The sequence below is a fragment of the Ramlibacter humi genome, assembly GCF_004681975.1.
Taxonomy (GTDB): domain Bacteria; phylum Pseudomonadota; class Gammaproteobacteria; order Burkholderiales; family Burkholderiaceae_C; genus Ramlibacter; species Ramlibacter humi.
On sequence record NZ_SMLK01000003.1, the window covers coordinates 284,108 to 304,075 of the forward strand.

The 19,968-nt window shown below is 66.4% G+C and carries 14 protein-coding genes; 13 read left to right on the top strand and 1 reads right to left on the bottom strand.

Features of this window, described 5'->3' with window-relative positions; all coding sequences use genetic code 11:
- Nucleotides 1-230: 230 nt before the first annotated feature.
- The 12 genes from EZ216_RS12355 to EZ216_RS12410 all read left to right on the top strand — a co-directional run bounded on the left by EZ216_RS12355 (nucleotide 231) and on the right by EZ216_RS12410 (nucleotide 18,508).
- The gene (locus tag EZ216_RS12355; RefSeq protein WP_135250067.1) at nucleotides 231-2,966 is read left to right on the top strand and encodes a CHASE2 domain-containing serine/threonine-protein kinase; all 2,736 of its coding nucleotides are present in this window, start codon (nucleotides 231-233) and stop codon (nucleotides 2,964-2,966) included.
- An 11-nt stretch (nucleotides 2,967-2,977) separates the two neighbouring features.
- Nucleotides 2,978-3,763, top strand: a complete 786-nt coding sequence (locus EZ216_RS12360; protein WP_135250068.1) for a Stp1/IreP family PP2C-type Ser/Thr phosphatase — start codon at nucleotides 2,978-2,980, stop codon at nucleotides 3,761-3,763.
- A gap of 56 nt (nucleotides 3,764-3,819) precedes the next feature.
- Nucleotides 3,820-4,482, top strand: coding sequence for an FHA domain-containing protein (locus EZ216_RS12365; RefSeq protein ID WP_135250069.1), 663 nt, complete (start codon nucleotides 3,820-3,822; stop codon nucleotides 4,480-4,482).
- Nucleotides 4,483-4,527: 45 nt separating this feature from the next.
- Nucleotides 4,528-6,777, top strand: coding sequence for a CHASE2 domain-containing protein (locus tag EZ216_RS12370; RefSeq protein ID WP_135250070.1), 2,250 nt, complete (start codon nucleotides 4,528-4,530; stop codon nucleotides 6,775-6,777).
- Nucleotides 6,778-6,855: 78 nt separating this feature from the next.
- Complete coding sequence (locus tag EZ216_RS12375; protein WP_135250071.1) at nucleotides 6,856-7,647, top strand: MBL fold metallo-hydrolase; 792 nt, start codon at nucleotides 6,856-6,858, stop codon at nucleotides 7,645-7,647.
- Between the two features lie 39 nt (nucleotides 7,648-7,686).
- Nucleotides 7,687-10,092, top strand: coding sequence for a GspE/PulE family protein (locus tag EZ216_RS12380; protein WP_135250072.1), 2,406 nt, complete (start codon nucleotides 7,687-7,689; stop codon nucleotides 10,090-10,092).
- 177 nt (nucleotides 10,093-10,269) lie between these two features.
- Complete coding sequence (locus EZ216_RS12385; RefSeq protein WP_135250073.1) at nucleotides 10,270-10,692, top strand: pilin; 423 nt, start codon at nucleotides 10,270-10,272, stop codon at nucleotides 10,690-10,692.
- A gap of 64 nt (nucleotides 10,693-10,756) precedes the next feature.
- Complete coding sequence (locus EZ216_RS12390; RefSeq protein WP_135250074.1) at nucleotides 10,757-11,083, top strand: hypothetical protein; 327 nt, start codon at nucleotides 10,757-10,759, stop codon at nucleotides 11,081-11,083.
- Nucleotides 11,084-11,136: 53 nt separating this feature from the next.
- Complete coding sequence (locus tag EZ216_RS12395) at nucleotides 11,137-11,559, top strand: pilin (RefSeq protein WP_135250075.1); 423 nt, start codon at nucleotides 11,137-11,139, stop codon at nucleotides 11,557-11,559.
- A 95-nt stretch (nucleotides 11,560-11,654) separates the two neighbouring features.
- Complete coding sequence (locus tag EZ216_RS12400; protein ID WP_135250076.1) at nucleotides 11,655-14,624, top strand: O-linked N-acetylglucosamine transferase family protein; 2,970 nt, start codon at nucleotides 11,655-11,657, stop codon at nucleotides 14,622-14,624.
- Nucleotides 14,617-16,116 (top strand): PglL family O-oligosaccharyltransferase, encoded by a 1,500-nt coding sequence (locus tag EZ216_RS12405; RefSeq protein ID WP_239024360.1) that lies wholly within the window; start codon nucleotides 14,617-14,619, stop codon nucleotides 16,114-16,116. The genes EZ216_RS12400 and EZ216_RS12405 overlap by 8 nt, the downstream gene beginning before the upstream one ends.
- 40 nt (nucleotides 16,117-16,156) lie before the next feature.
- Nucleotides 16,157-18,508, top strand: coding sequence for a YfhO family protein (locus EZ216_RS12410; protein ID WP_167772884.1), 2,352 nt, complete (start codon nucleotides 16,157-16,159; stop codon nucleotides 18,506-18,508).
- A 34-nt stretch (nucleotides 18,509-18,542) separates the two neighbouring features.
- Here the strand turns inward: EZ216_RS12410 and EZ216_RS12415 are convergent, their stop codons facing one another.
- Complete coding sequence (locus EZ216_RS12415) at nucleotides 18,543-19,490, bottom strand: class I SAM-dependent methyltransferase (RefSeq protein WP_239024361.1); 948 nt, start codon at nucleotides 19,488-19,490, stop codon at nucleotides 18,543-18,545.
- Between the two features lie 59 nt (nucleotides 19,491-19,549).
- On the opposite strand from EZ216_RS12415, the gene EZ216_RS12420 reads away from it, so the two are divergent.
- Nucleotides 19,550-19,966 (top strand): GtrA family protein, encoded by a 417-nt coding sequence (locus EZ216_RS12420; RefSeq protein WP_135250078.1) that lies wholly within the window; start codon nucleotides 19,550-19,552, stop codon nucleotides 19,964-19,966.
- The last annotated feature ends 2 nt before the right edge of the window (nucleotides 19,967-19,968 follow it).

The following is a 19,968-nucleotide window of genomic DNA, read 5'->3' on the forward strand; positions in this document are numbered from 1 at the left end:
GCGGGCATCGATTCCGAAAGCCGGCCCCGTGCCGGCTTTTTCGCGTCTTGTGCATCGCAGCACGACTTGCCGCTTATTTGCAACAAAACGTACTGAGGCCGTGAGCTATTGCCTTGTCCGCTCTGGGGCCCTCTGCTAACGTCCAGCCAGAAGTCCTGCCCCTCGGCGGAGCGGGCGAGGAAGGCTGTCCTTGGCGGCAGAAAAGTCCACCCGAGGCACAAGGGGCAGAAGTGAGTCACTCTTCAACAGGCAAACGCCGCCAGTTCTGGCGCGCGGACTGGTTCATCGGCGCCGCCATCGTCGTCGCGGTGTTCGTCCTGTGGAAAGCCACCGGCCTGTTCGAAGCCCTGGAGCGCCGCTTCTACGACACGGCCAGCAGCCAGAGTTCGCGCCAGCCTTCGGACCGCATCGCGGTCATCGCCATCGACGACCAGAGCATCGCCAACATCGGGCGCTGGCCGTGGCCGCGCGACGTGCACGCCGAGCTGATCGACAAGCTGGCCGCCGCCAAGGCCAAGACCATCGTCTACAACTCGTTCTTCTTCGAGCCGCAGACCGAGCGCGGCCTGGTGATCGTCCGCAAGATCAAGGAAGCCCTGGGCGCCGGCGCGGACAGCAACGAAGCCATCGCCAAGCTGATGGCCGAGGCCGAGCAATCGCTGGACACCGACGCCAAGCTGGCGGCCAGCATGGCCAAGGCGGGCAACGTCATCGTCCCTTCGGTGTTCGTGCTGGGCGAGCCGCAGGGCAAGCCTGACAAGGAACTGCCCGCGGGCGTGGCCAGGAACGCCGTGGCCGACAAGGACAGCTTCTCGCTGCCGGCCGTGCGCGGCCAGTACCCGCTGGACGCCATCGGCAATGCGGCCGCCGGCGTAGGCCACCTGAACGTCACCAACGATCCGGACGGCGCCGTGCGGGCCGATCCGCTGTTGATCAACTACTACGGCCAAGGCGTGCCGTCGATGTCGCTTCTGGCCGCGGCCAAGAGCCTGAACCTCGGCCCCGGCGACATCAAGGTGCTGCCGGGCGAAGGCGTGCAGGTGGGCCGCCTGCGCATCCGCACAGATGACGCCGCGCGCATCCTGCCGCAGTTCTACCGCGCGCGCGACGGCAAGCCGCCGTTCGCCGTCGACTCCTTCTACGACGTGCTGAACGGCAAGATTCCCGCCAGCAAATACGCCGACAAGATCGTCCTCATCGGTCCTACCGCGCAAGGCGTGGGCACCACGTTCCCCGTGCCTGGCTACGCGGCGCTCAGCCCCGCGGAGATGATGGCGCACGTCACCTCCAACATCCTCGGCGAGCATTTCATCGTCGAGCCTTCGTGGGGCGGCTGGGCAGCGTTCGGCGCCTTCCTGCTGGTGGCGGGCTATCTCATCGCGGGACTGCCTCGCCTGTCGGCGGGTGTCGGTGCGGCCACGTCCGGCGCGCTGCTGCTGGCGCTGCTGGTCGCCGAGTACTTCCTGCTTTCCAGCGCCGCGACCTGGCTGCGCTTCGTGTTGCCGGCGGCATTGCTGGTCATCGGCCACGCCGCGCTGACGACCAAGCGCTTCCTGGTCACCGAGGCGGGCAAGGTGAAGTCGGACGAGGAATCGGCCGAGACCAACCGCATGATGGGCCTGGCGCTGCAGGGCCAAGGCCAGCTGGACATGGCGTTCGACCGCTTTCGGCGCGTGCCGCTGAACGACTCGCTGATGGACAACCTGTTCAACCTGGCGCTGGACTTCGAGCGCAAGCGCCAGTTCAACAAGGCCGAAGCCGTGTACATGCACATGGCCACATACAACAAGGACTACAAGGACCTGCAGGCGCGCATCAACCGCGCCAAGAACCTGTCCGAGACCGTGATGCTGGGCGGCGGCGGGGCGCACCCCGGCGGCACCATGCTGCTGGATGGCGGCGCGGTGGAAAAGCCCATGCTGGGCCGCTACCAGGTCGAGAAGGAACTGGGCAAGGGCGCGATGGGCGTCGTCTACATGGGCAAGGACCCGAAGATCGGCCGCGTGGTGGCGATCAAGACGATGGCCCTGTCGCAGGAATTCGAGGGCGAGGAGCTGAACGACGCGCGCGAGCGCTTCTTCCGCGAGGCCGAGACGGCCGGCCGCCTGCAGCACCAGAACATCGTCACCATCTTCGACGCGGGCGAAGAGCACGACCTGGCTTATATCGCCATGGAATTCCTCAGGGGCAAGGACTTGGCCGACTTCTGCAAGGACGGCCACCTGCTGCCCATCCCGCGCGTGCTGTCCATCGTCGCCCGCGTGGCGGAAGCGCTGGCCTACGCGCACCGGCAGAACGTGGTGCACCGCGACATCAAGCCGGCCAATATCATGTACGAGCACGATTCGGACACCGTCAAGGTCACCGACTTCGGCATCGCGCGCATCACCGACTCCAGCAAGACCAAGACCGGCCTGGTGTTGGGCACGCCCAGCTTCATGTCGCCCGAGCAGATCGCGGGCAAGAAGGTGGACGGCCGCTCCGACCTCTATTCGCTTGGTGTGATGCTGTTCCAGATGCTCGGCGGCGTGCTGCCGTTCCGCGGCGATTCGATGGCGGAGCTGATGTACAAGATCGCCAACGAGGAAGCGCCGGACATCCGCGTCGTGCGCAGCGAGATCCCCGAGCGGCTGGCGCAGGTGGTGGCGCTGGCCCTGGCCAAGAAGCCCGAGGCCCGCTACCAGGACGGCGACAGGTTCGCGGCCGACCTGCGGGCCGCCAGCGCGGGGCTGGCTGGCGGCGCACCCGCTTCCGCGGCGGCCGGCGATGACATGAACAAGACCCGTGCCATGAATCTGGGGGCCGCCGCCCAGGCGCAGGCCGTGGCGGAGAAGACCATGGTCATGGCAGCCCATCCGGGCGGCTATGATGCGCCTGCGGCGGCCGGCGGGGAAACCGATGCCTTCGCCAAGACGGCGGTGTTCAACAACAAGCCAGACATTCCCAAGGCCGATCCGGAGGCCTGAGCCGGCCAGCTATGAATTACGAGTTCTGCACGCGTACCGACCCGGGCCTCGCCAGAGAGAACAACGAGGACTCCGTCACCTTTGACGAGCCCAATCGCCTCGGCATCCTGGCCGACGGCATGGGCGGCTACAACGCCGGCGAGATCGCCAGCGGCATGGCCACCACCTTCATCAAGTCCGAGCTCGGGCGCTGGCTGGCCCAGGCCGGCCGGCATGCCAGCGCCAAGGAAGTGCGCCGCGCGATGGAGATCTGCGTGGACAACGCCAACCGCTCCATCTTCAACGCCGCCAACTCCAACCCGCAGTATTCGGGCATGGGCACGACGCTGGTCGTGGGCGTGTTCCAGGACGGGCGCCTGCTCCTGGGCCACATCGGCGACTCGCGCTGCTACCGCCTGCGCGGCGGGGAGCTGGCCCAGATCACCAAGGACCACTCGCTGCTGCAGGAGCAGATGGACGCGGGCCTCATCACGCCGGAGCAGGCGGCTGTCTCCACCAACAAGAACCTGGTCACCCGCGCCCTGGGCGTGGAAGACGCGGTGCTGCTGGAAGTGAACGAGCACAAGGTGGAGCCGGGCGACATCTACGTCATGTGCTCCGACGGCCTGTCGGACATGGTGGACGACGAGGGCATCGCGCGCGTCCTGGCCGGCGAAGCCGCGCTGGAGGAGAAGGCGGTGCAGCTGGTGGACGCGGCCAACGCGAACGGGGGCCGGGACAACATCTCGGTACTGCTTGCGCAGGCGGACAGCGGGGCGAAAAAGAAGGGACTGATCTCCCGATTGCTGGGAAAATAGGCCTTCGGTTTTCGGTATTGAATTTTTAGAAGAGAGATCTGGAACAGGAGTGGGCCATGCCGAAGATGATCGTCTCGATCGACGGTGTCGTCATCAAGGAAGTGCAGCTGACGAAAGACCGCACCACGCTGGGCCGCCGTCCGTACAACGACATCGTGATCGACAACCTCGCGGTGAGCGGCGAGCACGCCGTGCTGCAGATGACCGGCAATGAGGTCTACCTCGAGGACTTGAACAGCACCAACGGCACCTACATCAACGGCAAGGCCGTGAAGAAGCAGCTGTTGCAGAACAACGACACGGTCGAGATCGGCAAGTACAAGATCAAGTATGTGAACGAGGTGCCGGGCGCCACGTTCGAGAAGACCATGATCATGAAGCCGGGCATGGTGCCCCCGGCGGCGCCTGCGGGAGCAACCGCGGGCGCGGCTGCCGCCACCGGCGGGGACCTGGCCGACGTCAAGGGCGCCATCAAGGTGCTCTCCGGCGCCGCCGCCGGCCGCGAAGTGCCACTGGTCAAGGTGGTCACCACCATCGGCAAGCCCGGCGTCGCCGTGGCCGCCATCACCAAGCGCCCCCACGGCTTCGTCGTCGCCCATGTCGAAGGCGGCAACAAGCCCACGCTCAATGGCGCGGCCATCGGCCAGGAGCCGGTCACCCTGAAGAACGGTGACCTGCTGGAGCTCGCCGGCACCCAGATGCAATTCGTCCAGGGCTGATAGCCCCGGGCGTTCGCAAAGCAACACTCGCCAGCTCGGGGCCGGATGGGCGCGCTCGCCAGACACTGGACCCGGATCGCGGTCACCCTCATCCCGCTGCTCATCGCCCTGCTGCACGCCAGCGGGGCGTTGCCGCTGGCGGCGCTCGACCGCTTGGACAACGTTCTTTATGACGCCCGCCTGCGCGCCACCATGCCGCGCACGATGGACGAGCGCATCGTCATCGTCGACATCGACGAGAAAAGCCTGGCCGAAGTCGGCCGCTGGCCCTGGGGCCGCAACCGCATGGCTGAACTCACGGACGAACTGTTCGACCGCCAGCAGGTGGCGCTGGCCGGCTTCGACGTGGTGTTTGCCGAACCCGATGACAGCTCGGGCCTGAAGCGGCTGCGCGCGCTGGCGCAAGGTGAGTTGAAGGACGCGCCTGGTTTCGCGGGGCGCATCGACCAGCTGGCCGGTTCTCTGGACTACGACGCCGTGTTCGCACGCTCGCTGCAGAAGAAGCCGGCGGTGCTGGGCTACTACTTCAGCAGCGACCGCGGCGGCGGCACCAGCGGCGTGCTGACCGAGCCGGTGATGAAGCGCGAGGACCTGCGCGGCCGGCCGATCCGCTTCACGGCCTGGAACGGCTACGGTTCCAACATCGAGCCCATCGCCAAGGCGGCGCCCATGGCGGGGTTCTTCAACCCGATCATCGACGTCGACGGCGTGGTGCGCGCCGTGCCGCTTCTCGCGGAATACGGCGACCAGTACTACGAATCGCTGTCGCTGGCCATGTTCCGCATGTTGGTTGGCCTGCCGACGGTGGAACCCGGCTTCCCGCGCGACCGCTTCCTCGGCCGTGGGTACCAGGGCCTGGAAAGCGTGGTGCTTCGCCTCGGGCAGAAGACCATGGGCATCCCGGTGGACGACCGCGTGTCGGCGCTGGTGCCTTTCCGCGGCCCGGGCGGCGTGAGCGGCGGCTCGTTCCGCTACGTCTCCGCCGGCGACCTGGTGGCCAGGCGCCTGCCGCCCGGCAGCCTGAAAGGCAAGATCGTCCTGGTGGGCACCACGGCGCCCGGCCTGCAAGACCTGCGCTCCACCCCCATGAGCGAGACCTACCCGGGGGTGGAGACGCACGCCAACATGATCTCGGGCCTGCTGGACAACCGCCTGGCCGTGCGGCCCGACTACGCCATTGGCTACGACGTGGTGGTGCTGCTCCTCGCGGGCCTGGTGCTGGCATTTGCGCTGCCGCTGCTCACCGCGCCCAAGGCGGTGGCGGTCAGTCTCGGCGTGCTGGCCGCGGTGGTGGGCCTGAACCTGTGGCTGTTCCTCGGCGCCGGTCTGGTCATGCCGCTGGCCGCAGCGCTGTCGATGGTGCTGACGGCTTTCGCGCTGAACATGAGCTACGGCTACTTCATCGAAAGCCGTTCCAAGCGCGAGCTGGCCAACCTGTTCGGCACCTACGTCCCGCCGGAGCTGGTGGACGAGATGGTCAAGGACCCGGACAGCTACAGCATGACGGCCACCAACAAGGAGCTGACGGTGATGTTCTGCGACATGCGGGGCTTCACCAAGATGTCCGAGAAGATGGAGCCAGTGCAGCTGCAGGAGCTGCTGAACGCGGTGTTCAACCGGCTGACGGACATCATCCGCGACAACCGCGGCACCATCGACAAGTACATGGGCGACTGCGTGATGGCCTTCTGGGGCGCGCCGGTCGAAACTTCCGAGCACGCTCACTTGGCGGTCAAGAGCTCGATGGAGATGGCCGACGCGGTGCGCAAGATCAACGAGGAGCACCGCGAAAAAGGCCTGCCGGAGATCGGCGTGGGCATCGGCCTGAACACCGGGATGATGTGCGTGGGCGACATGGGCTCGCAGGTGCGCCGCAGCTACACGGTGATCGGCGACGCGGTCAACCTGGGCTCCCGGCTCGAGGGCCTGTCCAAGGCCTACGGCGTGGACATCGTGGTCAGCGAAAGCACCCGCCAGCTGGCCAAGGACTTCGCCTGGCAGGAACTGGACCGGGTGCGCGTCAAGGGCAAGGAGCAGGCCGTGGCCATCTTCTGGCCGGTGGCGCCGGCGGACAGGCTGGAAAAGCCGCAGCAGGACGAGCTCAAAACCTGGGCGGCGCTGCTGAAGGCGTACCGGGCGCAGGACTGGGACAACTGCGAAGTGCTGCTGCTCAACCTGCAGCGCATGAACCCCAAAAAATTCCTTTACGAGCTGTACAACGAACGTGTAGCCTCAATGAAGCTGTTGCCGTTCGACCCGGCCTGGGACGGCGCCACCAACTTCGAGACCAAATGAGGACCGCCATGGGCACCCTCTCCCGCCAACTGCCGCGCCTCGCCGGCACCCGCGCCGCCGGGCGCCAGGGGGCCTGACGTGCGCGTGCGGGTGCTGGGCTGCTCGGGCGCCATCGCCAAGGGCTGCCGCACGACCTCGTTCCTGATCGACCGCGACGTGCTGGTCGACGCGGGTACCGGCGTGGGCGACCTCACGCTCGAGGAGATGGCGGGCATCGAGCACGTGCTGCTGACGCATTCGCACCTGGACCACGTCGCGGCGCTGCCGCTGATGATCGATTCCATCGCATCGCAACTCACGCGCCCGGTCATCATCCACGCGCTGCCGGGCACCATCAACGCGTTGAAGAACCACGTGTTCAACAACGTCATCTGGCCCGACTTCAGCCGCATCCCCACGCCCGAGAAGCCCTTCATCACCTTCCGCGAACTTCAGGTCGGCCAGATCCTGGAATTGGGTGGCAAGCGCGTCGAGGTGCTGCCCGCCGTGCACACGGTGCCCGCGGTGGGTTACGCCATCTCGGCGCAGGGTGGCGCATGGGTCTTCACCGGCGACACGGAACGCAACCCCGCGTTCTGGCGCCGCCTGAACGCGATGAGCGTCGCGGCGCTGGTCATCGAGACCGCCTTCTCCAATCGCGAGAAGGAACTGGCCAGGCGCAGCCTGCACCTGTCGCCCAACGCGCTGGCCGAGGAGCTCGATTGCATCGAGAAGGGCCGGCGCTTCCCGATCTTCATCACGCACACCAAGCCGGCCGAGACCGACCTGATCATGGCCGAGATCCAGCGGTTCGACCAGACGCAGCCGTTCGGCGCCGACGTCAGCCACGACATCCGCTACCTGCGCGCCGGCCAGGAGTTCGAGCTGTAACCCCCGGCCGCCGCGCCGGTACGTTCCCAGGAGTTCCCCATGAGCGCAGTCCTCAAGACAGAGCGGGATTCGCAGGCCTTCTTCGATTCCCAGCAGCTGCCGCCGGAAAAGCGCGGCGTCACCTTCGAAGCGCTGTTCTTCCGGCAGCTGCAGCTGGTGACCACGCGCATCCACGAGACGGAGAACGTCGACCAGATCATGCTGGAGTCCAGCCAGGACATCTGCAAGCTGTTCAACGCCGACCGCCTGACGCTGTACGCGGTGAACGAGGACCGCACGGCCATCATCTCCAAGGTGAAGACCGGCCTGAACGCGGCCAAGGACCTGAAGCTGCCGATCAGCCCGCAGTCCATCGCGGGCTTCGTGGCCTACAGCAAGCAGATGGTCAACATCGCCGACGTCTACGACGACGAGGCGTTGAAGCGCATCCACCCGAACCTGGCGTTCCTGAAGGAAGTGGACAAGCGCTCGGGCTACCGCACCAAGCAGATGCTGGTGGTGCCCATCCTGGACGGCGCCGTGCTGCACGGTGTCATCCAGGTGATCAACAACAAGAGCGACAACCCGTTCGGCGAACTCGAGATCGAAGGGGCGACGCAGCTGTCCAAGACGCTGGCCACGGCCATCCGCCAGCGCATGCAGAAGGAGATCGAGAGCGCCCGGCGCCGCGCCACCAAGTACGACGGCCTGCTGGCCGACGGCGTGCTGACGCAGGAGGAGCTCACGAAGTGCATCTCCAAGGCACGCGAGGACGGCAAGCCGGTCGAGCACGTGCTGATGGCCGACTACCAGATCCGCCCCGCGCAGATCGGCCCGTCGCTCTCGCGCTTCTTCGGCGTGCCGTACGAGGCATTCAACGCCGGCCGCATCAAATCCGAGCAGATCCAGGGCATGCTCAAGCGCGAGTTCGTCGAGGAACAGGGCTGGATCCCGCTGGAGGAATCGCCCGACGGCCTGGTCCTCATGTGCATGGACCCCGAAGCCGTGCGCGGCTCGCGCGTGGTGCCCCAGGTGTTCCCGCGGTTCGCGAAGTTCTCGTACCGCGTCACGACGCAGACCGAGTTCGAAGAGACGCTGGCGCAGCTTTACGGCGCGGGCGCCGGCGAATCCATCGACGACCTGCTGGCCGACCTGAACGCGCCGATGGACGACGATGGCGAGGGCGACGGCAACCTGGAGTCCGCCGCCTCGGACAACGAGCTGGTCAAGTTCGTCAACAAGGTCATCATCGACGCCTACAACCAACGCTGCTCGGACATCCATATCGAGCCGCTGCCGGGCAAGGGCAAGACGGGCATCCGCTTTCGCATCGACGGCAGCCTGGTGCCGTACATCGAGGTGCCCGCGCACTTCCGCCAGGCGCTGGTCACGCGCCTGAAGATCATGTGCGACCTCGACATCTCCGAGCGCCGCAAGCCGCAGGACGGCAAGATCAAGTTCAAGAAGTACGGCCCGCTCGACATCGAGCTGCGCGTCGCCACCATCCCCTCGGCCGGCGGCGTCGAGGACGTGGTGATGCGTATCCTGGCCGCCGGCGAGCCCATCCCGCTGGAGAAGCTGGGCCTGACCCCTCACAACAAGGAACGGGTCGAGAAGACCGTGAGCAAGCCGTACGGCCTGTTCTACGTCTGCGGCCCCACGGGTTCCGGCAAGACGACCACCCTGCACTCCATCCTGAAGTTCCTCAACTCGCCCGAGACCAAGATCTGGACGGCCGAGGACCCGGTGGAAATCACGCAGAAGGGCCTGCGCCAGGTGCAGGTGAACAAGAAGGCGGGCATCGACTTCGCGCTGGTGATGCGCGCCTTCCTGCGGGCCGACCCGGACATCATCATGGTGGGCGAGTCGCGCGACAAGGAAACGGTGTCCATGGGCGTGGAAGCCTCGCTCACCGGCCACCTGGTGTTTTCCACGCTGCACACCAACAGCGCGCCCGAATCCATCATCCGCCTGCTGGACATGGGCATGGACCCGTTCAACTTCGCGGACGCCCTGCTCGGCATCCTGGCGCAGCGCCTGGCCAAGCGCCTGTGCGACTGCAAGGAGCCTTATTTCCCCGAGCCGGATGAAATCAAGACCTTCATCGCCGAATACGCCGAGGACCTGCGGCACACCGCGGCCTGGAAGGCCGACTATGCGGGCGAGGCCAAGAAGCTTTACGAGGGCTGGGCCAAGAGCTACGGCGAGAACGGCCGGCTGCGCATGTACCGTGCCGTGGGCTGCGACAAGTGCGGCAAGACTGGCTACAAGGGCCGCGTCGGCCTGCACGAACTCCTGATCGGTGAAGACGACATCAAGAAATTGATCCAGGAGCGAGCCCGTGTCGCCGAACTGTTCGTCTGCGCCGTCGCCGGCGGCATGCGCACACTGAAGATGGACGGGATGGAGAAGATCATGATGGGGCTGACGGACCTGAAGCAGGTTCGATCGGTTTGCATCAAATGACAAGGCCGGGTAACAAATTTGTCACCACCATTCCTGATGCGTGGACGTTTTTGAACTTTATAGGCGCTGTGCTTCTGTGAGCAGACTCACAACCGCCGTGCTTCTGTGAGCAGACTGACAAACGAGGGTGGCACGGCGCTTGCTGAAACTCATCGCTTCTTTCACTCCGGAGGATTTATGAAGCGTCAAGTGCAACAAGGTTTCACCCTCATCGAACTGATGATCGTCGTGGCGATCATCGGCATCCTGGCAGCCGTTGCGCTGCCTGCCTATCAGGACTACACCATCCGCGCCAAGGTTTCCGAGCTGATGCTGGCTGCATCCGGCGCGCGTACCTGCATCACGGAGGCCTATCAGTCGGCTGGCGGAAACATGCCCTCGTCGGTCACCTCCGACTGCTCCATTGTCGCTCAGGGCAAGGTGTCGTCGGCCTCGGTGGACGCCAGCGGCGTCGTGACAGTTATCGGTAACTCGACTGCCATCGGCCAGCCGGTGACCGTCACCCTGACCCCGACTTCGTCGGGCAGCACTGCCGGTACCCTGACCTGGACCTGCTCCGGCAACCCGATCAAGTACCTGCCCGGTACCTGCCGCGGCTGATCTAAGATCAACGATGTCCACGAAAACCCCTCTCGAGGGGTTTTCTTTTTTTCAGGGGAGAAGCATGTTTCAGCTGTTCGGGGGACGCAAGCACCGGGAGTTCGTGCAGGAGCTGGTGCGGCAGCTGGTGCTCGATCTGCCGCCCGACCGGGTGCTGTCCGATCGCAGGTCGATGACCGTGAACAGGATCACCCGGATGCTCGAGAAAACCTACGCGCGTGCCGCCGGCTATGAGCGCCAGCACCGGCTCGGGATGATCCGGCGCGCCGTGTTTGCCAACGACTTCAAGTGGGAGTTGGCCAGCGCGGGCTACCCTGGCGAGTTCATCGACATGGTGACCGAAGGCCTTGTTGTCGAATTGACACGCGCGCGGCGGGCGGCGGCCAAGTGAGCCGGCTGGCACGTCGTTTGCAATCCGACGTACTCCCTATCTCTGGAGGTTACATGAAACGTCAACTTCAACAGGGTTTCACCCTGATCGAACTGATGATCGTCGTGGCGATCATCGGCATCTTGGCGGCCGTCGCCCTGCCGGCCTACCAGGACTACACGATCCGCGCGAAAGTGTCCGAGCTGATGCTGGCTGCCTCTGGCGCCCGTACTTGCATCACCGAGGCCTATCAGTCTGCCGGCGGCAACCTCCCATCCAGCGTGATCTCTGACTGCTCCATTGTTGCCCAGGGCAAGGTGTCGTCGGCTTCCGTGAACGCCAGCGGCGTGGTGACCGTCATCGGCAACTCGACTGCCATCGGCCAGCCGGTGACCGTGACCCTGACCCCGACTTCGTCGGGCAGCACTGCCGGCACCCTGACCTGGACCTGCTCCGGCAGCCCGGTCAAGTACCTGCCCGGCACGTGCCGCGGCTGATCGGCTTCAGCTGCCGCCAACAGACCCCCGTAAGGGGGTTTGTTTTTTTGCGGGCACACTCGTGCCTCTGATCCGCCCCAGTTCGTCCATCCGAAATGCTCCTGCGGTACTTCAACCGGCTGCTCTCCCCCAAAACTGCCGCTGCCGACAAGGCGCCCCAAGAATGGTTCGACGAGGCCGCAGAACTGCGGGGCAAGGGTGACGTCCGCGGGTCGCTGAAGGTCCTGCGCCGCATCCTCGACGTCGAGCCCGCGAATGTCGGCGCTCTGAACGACTACGCGGCGTGTCTCTCGGACATCGGAGACGTCCAGGCCGCAAACGACACGTTCGAGCTCGCGTACGCGCTCGACGACACCTTCCTGCCCGCGATGGCCAACCACGCGCGCGTCCTGGTCGACAACAAGCGCGGCGCGGAAGCGATGCCCTACCTGGTTCGGGCGAAGGTGAGCGCGCCGGACATGCTGCACGTCGACAGCGTCTACGCCGCGTTGTGCATGGCCAACGGTGACGTCGACCGCGCTCTCTCCCACCAGTTGCGCGCGTGGTGCGCCAATTTCGACAGTCTGCGGCACGCCAATGCCTACCTGTTCTGGTCTTGCTATGCGGACTTGCCGGAGGAACGGCTTGCGGCCGAACATCGCTTCTGGGCATCCACCGTCGCCCCCACCCCGGACAGCGCTTCCGCAGCCGAACCGCGCGAGCAGGGCGCCGATGAAACGGCACCCCAGCCGGCACTTTTCGCTGAGGACGGGACGCTCCGGCGCCGCATGCGCATCGGCTATCTCTCACCCGACCTGCGCAGCCATTCGGTCCGCTTCTTCTTCGGACCGCTCCTGAATGGCCACGACCGATCCGCCGTCGAGACATTCGTCTATCACGACTTTCCCGGCAAGGACGTGCAGACGACCAAGCTCGAAGGCATGTCGGAGCATTTCCACGACGTTCATTCCCTGTCCGACGCCGAATTGCGGAACCTGATCCGAAGCCATGGGCTGGACGTGCTGGTGGAACTGGCCGGCCACACCTCGCACAATCGCATGTCGCTGTTGCAGGACCGCCTGGCGGACCTGCAGGTCACCGGCATCGGCTATCCCCCTACGACGGGCCTGCAGAGCGTCGACTTCAAGCTGCTGGATTCGCATGTGCTCACGGACCAGCCGGAGCGCTTCTACGCCGAAGCGCCCCTCGCGCTGCCCACCTCGTTCTGGTGCTTCGACCCGCTGGAGGAAGTGCCCGAGCCTGTCCCTCCTCCTTGCGAACGGAACGGCTACGTCACCTTCGGGTCCGTGGGCAATATCGCCAAGATCACGAACCGTATGCTGCAGTCGTGGAGCGAGATCCTGGACGAGGTCAAGGGCAGCCGGCTGCTGATCCGCTCCATCACCTTCACCGATCCCATGTCCGAGAATGCCATGCGCGAGCGCCTGCGCAACGCCGGCCTTCCGATGGATCGCGTCGACCTGCGCAAGCCCGAATCGGGCGCCGCCCTGTACGAGTCGTATGGGGAAATCGACGTCATGCTGGACACCTTTCCGTTCAACGGCGGCACCACCACCTGCATCTGCACGTACATGGGCGTTCCCGTGGTGAGTCTGGAGGGCGAGTCGCTTCTCAGCCGCATGGGACGCTCGGTCCTGGCCAACCTGGGGGCGGCGGATTTCGTGGTCCAGGACGAGCATTCGTACGTACGACGGGCGATCGATCTGGCGCGGGACCTGCCCTGCCAGCGCCGCTTCCGCGCAGGGGCCCGCGCGCGCTATGCCGGCACCGCATTGGGCAACGGCCGGCTGTTCGCCGCCGAGTTCGAGCAAGCCTGCGAAAGCGCCTTGCGTGCCCGGCCAGCGGACGACCCGCCGGCTTGGCGCTCCGAGATCCCGGTATTGCCCGCACGCGAGATCACGCGCCGGGCGTACTGGGCCGCGCAGCGCGGGCAGCTCAAGGGGGCGGCACGCATCCTGGACCACTGCCTGCGCGAGTACCCCAATGACGGTCCGGCCCACCTGCTGCGCATGCAATTGATGGTGTGGGATCGCCGATACGACGAAGCGCTGGCCTACCTCCGGCGGGAGACGCCTGCGATGGCACCCGCCGACCGGTTCTCAGCGGCGCTCGCCGCCGCGCGGGTTCATGTGCTGCTCGGCCGGCACGCGCAGGCCCGGGAGGAACTGGACGCCGTCGATGCGTCCTGGGCCACGGACCCATTCGACAGGATGCAGGAGCGGCTGTTCCGGTGCGCGCTTGCCGATGACGAACACGCGGCAGCGTCGCTGCCAAGCACGCAAGCGCCCGGCCCGCAGCGGCGTTTCACGGTCGTGGTTCCCTGTGACGAACCGGCGCGGTTTGACGCGGTCGAGCGCCAGGTGCGCGAGGCCTGTGCCGGTGCGAGCGGATGGCGGCTGGACATCCAGCGCTGCGCGCAACACGATCGCGTGCGGGCCTACCAGGATGCCCTGGGTGCCCCAGACGCCGATATCGTGCTGCTGCTGCAGAAGAACGCCAGTCCGCTGGGTCCTGGCTTACCGGGCCGCGTCGCACGGGCGCTCGAAGGTGCCGACCTCGTCAGTTTTGCGGGCGCGCGACGCTGGGTTCGCATGGATTGGCGGCTGGACGACTTCGCGCAGAAAGCCGGTGGGGTCGTGCAACCTTCAACGGAACGCCAGGGGGTTTGGGAGCTGCACCTGGCCGGCCCGGGCCGGACTGCGCAAGCCGATGGCATGGCGCTGCTCGAAGGCGCCTTGCTGGCTTGCCGCGCGCAGGCGGTGCGGGACGTCGAGTTCGATGAGGAACTGCACGGCGCCGCCACCTTGCTGGAGGAAGCCTGGACGCACGAGGTATACCAGCGCGGCGGCCGGTTGCGCGTGCATCGCGCCTTGGGCGTCCTGGTGGATCCCGCTATCGAGCTGGATGCCGGCAACCGCACCGAGGCGCGCGTGCGCTGGGCCACGCTGATGGGGTTCGATCCGTTCGCCGCGCAGACGGATGACGCCACGGCCTTATCGATCCCGATGCCCAGTGCGGAACAGGCGTTGGCGGTGGCGCGACGGTATCTTGATGGAGATGACTGAGCCTGCCGGCCGGATGCCGGCCGGCATCCGGCCGACGATGGACCTGCCCGGCGAGCACCGGTTTTTGCGAGCCGCGACTTTGCTTGCGCTGGCATTGCCCTGGCTGTGGCCGTTCGCGCCAGGCCCCTCGCCCAACGTCGTTCCGGTCCTCGCCGCGTGGTGCTGTTGGAGCGCGGCGCTGGTGTTGTCATCCTGGGGCGGTGTCCCAGCCGCTTGGGCGGCGCCCAGGGCCTGGGTCGCGGCGGCGCTGGCCAGCAGCCTGATTGGGCTGCTGCAGTGGTTTGGCGCCGCGCCCCACACCAGCTGGATCAGTTCCGCGGACATCGGCCAGGCCTACGGCAACCTTCGCCAGCGCAACCAGTTCGCCACCCTGACCGCGATCGGCCTGGCGGCTCTCGTGTGGTGCCGTCCCTTGCGAGGCAGGGCGTGGACGGCCGTTGCCGTGGCGCTGCTAGCCTTCGCCAACGCGGCGTCCGCTTCCCGCACCGGTGCGATCGAGTGGGTGGCCCTGCTTCTGCTGGCTGCCGCCTGGCCGGGGGACCGGCGGCAGCGGGTGCAGTGGTGCGCCGTCGGTCTGATCCTCTACATGGTCGCCACCTTCCTGTTGCCTTTGCTGCTCCTGCAGTGGCGCGGCGTGGACGCCGTGAACGTGCTCGCGCGCGCCACTTCGGAGCTCGGGTGCAGCAGCCGCAAAGTGCTTTGGTCGAACGTCGTCGAGCTGATTCTCGAGCGGCCGTGGACCGGCTGGGGTTGGGGAGAGTTGGACTTTGCGCACTTCTCCACGCTGTATCCCGGCGCCAGGTTCTGCGACATCTTGGACAACGCGCACAACCTGCCCTTGCACTTGGCCGTGGAGCTGGGCATTCCCGCCGCGGCCGTGGCCATCGGGCTGCTGGTGGCGATCGTCTGGCGCGCCGCGCCTTGGCGAGAGGCGGAGTCGGCCCGCCAGCTCGCCTGGTGTGTGCTGCTCGTCGTCGGCCTGCACAGCCTGCTCGAGTACCCGCTCTGGTATGGGCCATTCCAGGTCGCCGCCATCCTGTGCCTGCAACTGCTTCGGCCCGCTACGGCTGTGGTGCTCACCCGTGGCCGCATAGTGATGATCGCGGTGTCGATCATCGCCGCCGCGGGATTTATCTGGGCCGACTACCAGAGCGTCAGCCAGGCCTTCCTGGCGCCGGAGCAGCGCTGGGCGGACTACCGTGCCGACCCGGTGCGCCGGGCGGGTCACTCGGTACTGTTCGAACCGCAGCTGCGGTTCGCCGAACTCTCGGTCACGCCGCTCAGCCGCGCGAACGCGGTGGACGTGCAGCGGCTGGCACGCGAGCTGCTGCACTATTCGCCCGAGCCGATGGTGGCCGAGCGCTTGATCGAAAGTTCGCTGCTGGTCGGCGACCAGGAGACCGCAACCTGGGCCGCGGCGCGATACCGCGCCGCGTTCCCGGATGCTTACCAGGCGTGGCTGCAGCGGCAGGCCGGTCGCGCGGGCTCTTGACTACAAAAAGCACGGAGGAGCATTGGAAACGCAATCGAACATGAACGGCGGACGCGCCGCAACCGGCGGCGCCACGCGTATACAGCCCTGGATAGTGCTGCTGATCCTGCAGGCGGTGGTGGCTTCGCTGGCGCTGTGGCCGTTCATCTCGGGCCAGCGGTACTTCGCCTACCTGGACATTGCCTCGGACACCTACAACAACGCGACGGCGTTCAGCCAGGACCTGGCGCGGTTGTTCGGCCGCGAAGGATGGACGGGCTGGACGTTCCAGATCGGCTTGGGCGCGCCCATCACCTTCAACTTCATCGACACGATCCGGCTGCTGACCCAGGTAGGCGGTGCCGAACACGTGCTGGACCTGCGCATCTGGGTGTACCTGCTCAGAATCGCCTTGGGGGGCGCCTTCTTCCTGCTGTTGGCGCGCCAGTTCGCGGCACGCAAGGAAGCCGCGCTGGTCGCCGCGCTTTGCTACTCCTTTTGCGGGTACATCGTCGTCAATGGCGTGTGGGATTCCGAAGCCAGCGCCTTCGTGTTCTTCCCGCTGGTGTTGTGGTCGCTCGTGCGCTTCCTGCGCCAAGGCGACCAGGTAAGCTTTCCTCTGGCGGTCGGCGCGGCCTTGTTGTCGGGCGTTTTCTTCGTCACGCTGGCGGTGTCGCTCTTCGTCGCTTTCCTCGCCAGCCTTGCACTGGCACAGGAACCGCGAGCGATGCTGCGCCCGTGGCTCACGCGCCTGGCGCCGCTGGCCGTCCTGGGGTTCGTGATCGGGGCGCCCATCGTGCTGCCGCTGGCCTTGCAACTACTGGACAGCCCCCGGGTCGCGGGCGGCGGGGCGGTGCTGCAACGGCTGCAGCAGGCCCTGGAGCCCAGCGACCTGAAGATGCTGTCCCTGCAGGTGGCAGCGTTGTTCCACAAGGACCTGCTCGGATCGGGCAACGACTATTTCGGCTACATGAACTACCTGGAAGGGCCGGGTTTCTATGCCGGGCTGCTCTGGTTGGTGCTGATCCCGCAGCTGTGGCGCGGCGGCGCCCACGACCGGCGTGCATTGGTGGTGGGCCTGGCGGGTTGCGCGCTGTACATGCTACTGCCGGTCTTCCGGCTGGCCGGCTACGGCTTCGCCGTCCCGTACTTTCGCGTGACCACGCTGTGGATTCCCTTGGCCCTGCTGCTGCTGGGCGTGCGTGCGCTCGACCTTGCGCTGGATCGCGTCGATCTGCGGCTGCTGGCCGCAGGCCTGGGTGCGAGCTTTCTGCTGCTGGCTGCCGGCAGCATTCCCAACTGGGGCTTGCTGTGGCCGCCTCACCTGTTGCAGGTGATTGTGGCCCTGTTCGCGTGGGCCGCGGTCTTTGCCATAGCCGGCAAGCGCCGCCTGCCAGCGTCGCGCCTGGCATCGCTGGTCTTGATGTTGGCGCTGGTCGAATCCGTGGCGTTTGCCTGGCCGTCGTACCTGGCCGGCCGCAAGACGGTGAACCCGGCCGCGCAGCCGTTCAACGACGTCACCTTGCCCGCCTTACGGGCCATCCGCGGCGCGGACCCGGGCATCTTTCGCGTGGAAAAGACCTTCGCCAGTGCCACGCAGGACGACTCCGCCGCGCAGGACTACATGGGCGTGCGGTCTTACTACTACCACGGTCGCTCTGTCGTCGAATTCCACCAAGCGCTGGGAATGGTGCCCAACTTCGGGAAATTCCAGCCCCCCAACTACACCAACTGGCTGGAAGGGCCGGGTGACCACATCGTCCTGAACTCGCTGCTGGGCGTGAAGTACGTGATCAGCAAGTCGCCGCTGGACTGGCCGGGCTTCGAGCCGGCGCACCAGGGCCCCGGCTGGTTCGCTTATCGCAACGCCTTTGCGCTGCCGCTCGGGTTCGTACAGTCACGCTGGATGTCGCGCGCGGATTGGGAGTTGCCGGGCGAAACCGGCCCGCGCCGCCAGGCGTTGCGCGAGCTGGCCTTGCTGCACGCAGCGGTGCTCGACGCGCCGCAGGTGGAGGCGGGAGCCCGGTTCGACATCCGCACGCTGTCCTCGCAACCGAACATCGACCTGCGCACCGCTTATGCCGAGCGCGCGCAGGCGCTGCAGCAGTCGGGCCTGCGCATCGAGACGTTCGAGAACGATCGCATCACGGGCACGGTCTCCCCCCGCGAGGCGGGCATCCTGGTGTTCTCCATTCCCGCCTACAGCGGCTGGTCGCTGCGCGTCGATGGCCAACCCGTGCCCTTGATGCGCGCCGATGCCGGCTTGCTGGCGGCGCCGGTGTCCGCCGGGCAGCATCGCATCGAGCTGGAGTACGCCATGCCGGGGCTGCGCAGCGGATTGCTGCTGGGCATCGCAGGCCTTCTGGCAGTGCTAGCGCTGCGGCTGCGCGAAAGGAACTCGCGGCGCCCCTGATTCCGCAAGCTTGTCCACGCTGGCGACCTGGCGATCAGCCGGGAACGAACCCGTGGGCGATGGTGTTGCCGACGTTCACGCCGAGCCGGGATCTGCCGATACCGGTGGCGTCCAGCACTTTCGACAACTGCGCCTTTGGGCCCGAAGGAAGGGGCGCGAGGCGCGTCCAGTACCGCAGGGAGTAGCGGTTCACGAACGGGCGGGCGCCGAACCGCGTGAAGCCGGCCCCCGTGAACAAGTGCTGCAGGCTCGCTTGCGAGAACAGCTGGAGGTGCTCGACGTCGATGATGGGCGAGCGCTTGCCCAGCAGCTTGTTCACCCACGAGTGGTAGTCGTGCGTCACGGTCACGAACGCCCCGCCGGGTCTCAATAGGCGGGAAGCCGAGCGTGCGATCTCCAGCGGATCCCGGACGTGCTCCATGGTCATGAAGCAGCAGATCAGGTCGAAGCTGCGCGGCGCGTAGTCGTCTTCCACGAACATGGCTTCGCGAATCCAGGCGCGGCGGTGCGCCGGTGCCGAAGCGACCGCCGCCGTCGACGGCTCGACGCCGGCCAGGTCGCTGAACCCTTCCTGGCCCAAGTGCTCCAGGAAGATTCCGGTGCCGGTGCCGATCTCCAGCGCGCTTCCTCGTTGCGGCAACTGTGCGAGCACGGGGCGAATGGCGGCGGCATACGAAGCGGCGGCGTCGTTGGCTTCCTCGGAGCTGTCGTAGTCGGCCGTGTGGTACGCCTGCGCCAGCTCACCCTGCGACGGCGGGCGGTCGGCGTAGACGACGTCGCAGCGGGAGCAGCGCACGAGGTGGTGGCACATGTACTCCGGCAGCTTGCGCGAGGCGAAGCTGAACGACGACAGCTTGTCCTGCTGCAGATTCTCTTCCATGAACAGCTTCGCGGCCGCGGCGGGTGCGTTGCAGACCGGGCAGGCCCTCGTCGGGTGTTTGGCGTTGTCGTTCATGTCCAGGCGATCGCAGTGCGCATCCATAATCATGCATCCTTCCCCCGCGCTCCCGCGGCATCTTCACTTCGCATCCCGTCCTCCAGATGATCACGCGGCTTCGACGGCTGCTGCAACGACACCGGTTCGCCAGGTTCATCGCGGCGAGCGCGCTGAACACGTTGTTCGGTTTCACCGTCTACAGCGCGGTCATCCTTATGCATGGTCCCGTTTGGGCGGCGCTGGCCGCGAGCAACCTCGCCGGCATCTGCTTCAACTTCGTGACGACGGGCGGCTATGTTTTCCGCAGCCTCGTGATGGCTCGCTTTCCCCGGTTCGCTTCCGTCTATGCGGTGGTCTACCTGTCCAACTGGTTCTTCATCGGGCGCCTGTCGGATCTGACTGCCGGGCCTATCGTGGCACAGGCCATCCTGACTCCGCCCATGGCGCTGCTGTCGTACTTCCTGCTGAAGAAGCTGGTGTTCGCCGGCGTGCCAGCCGGCGAACCTCCGGCGCGCTCGTAGCC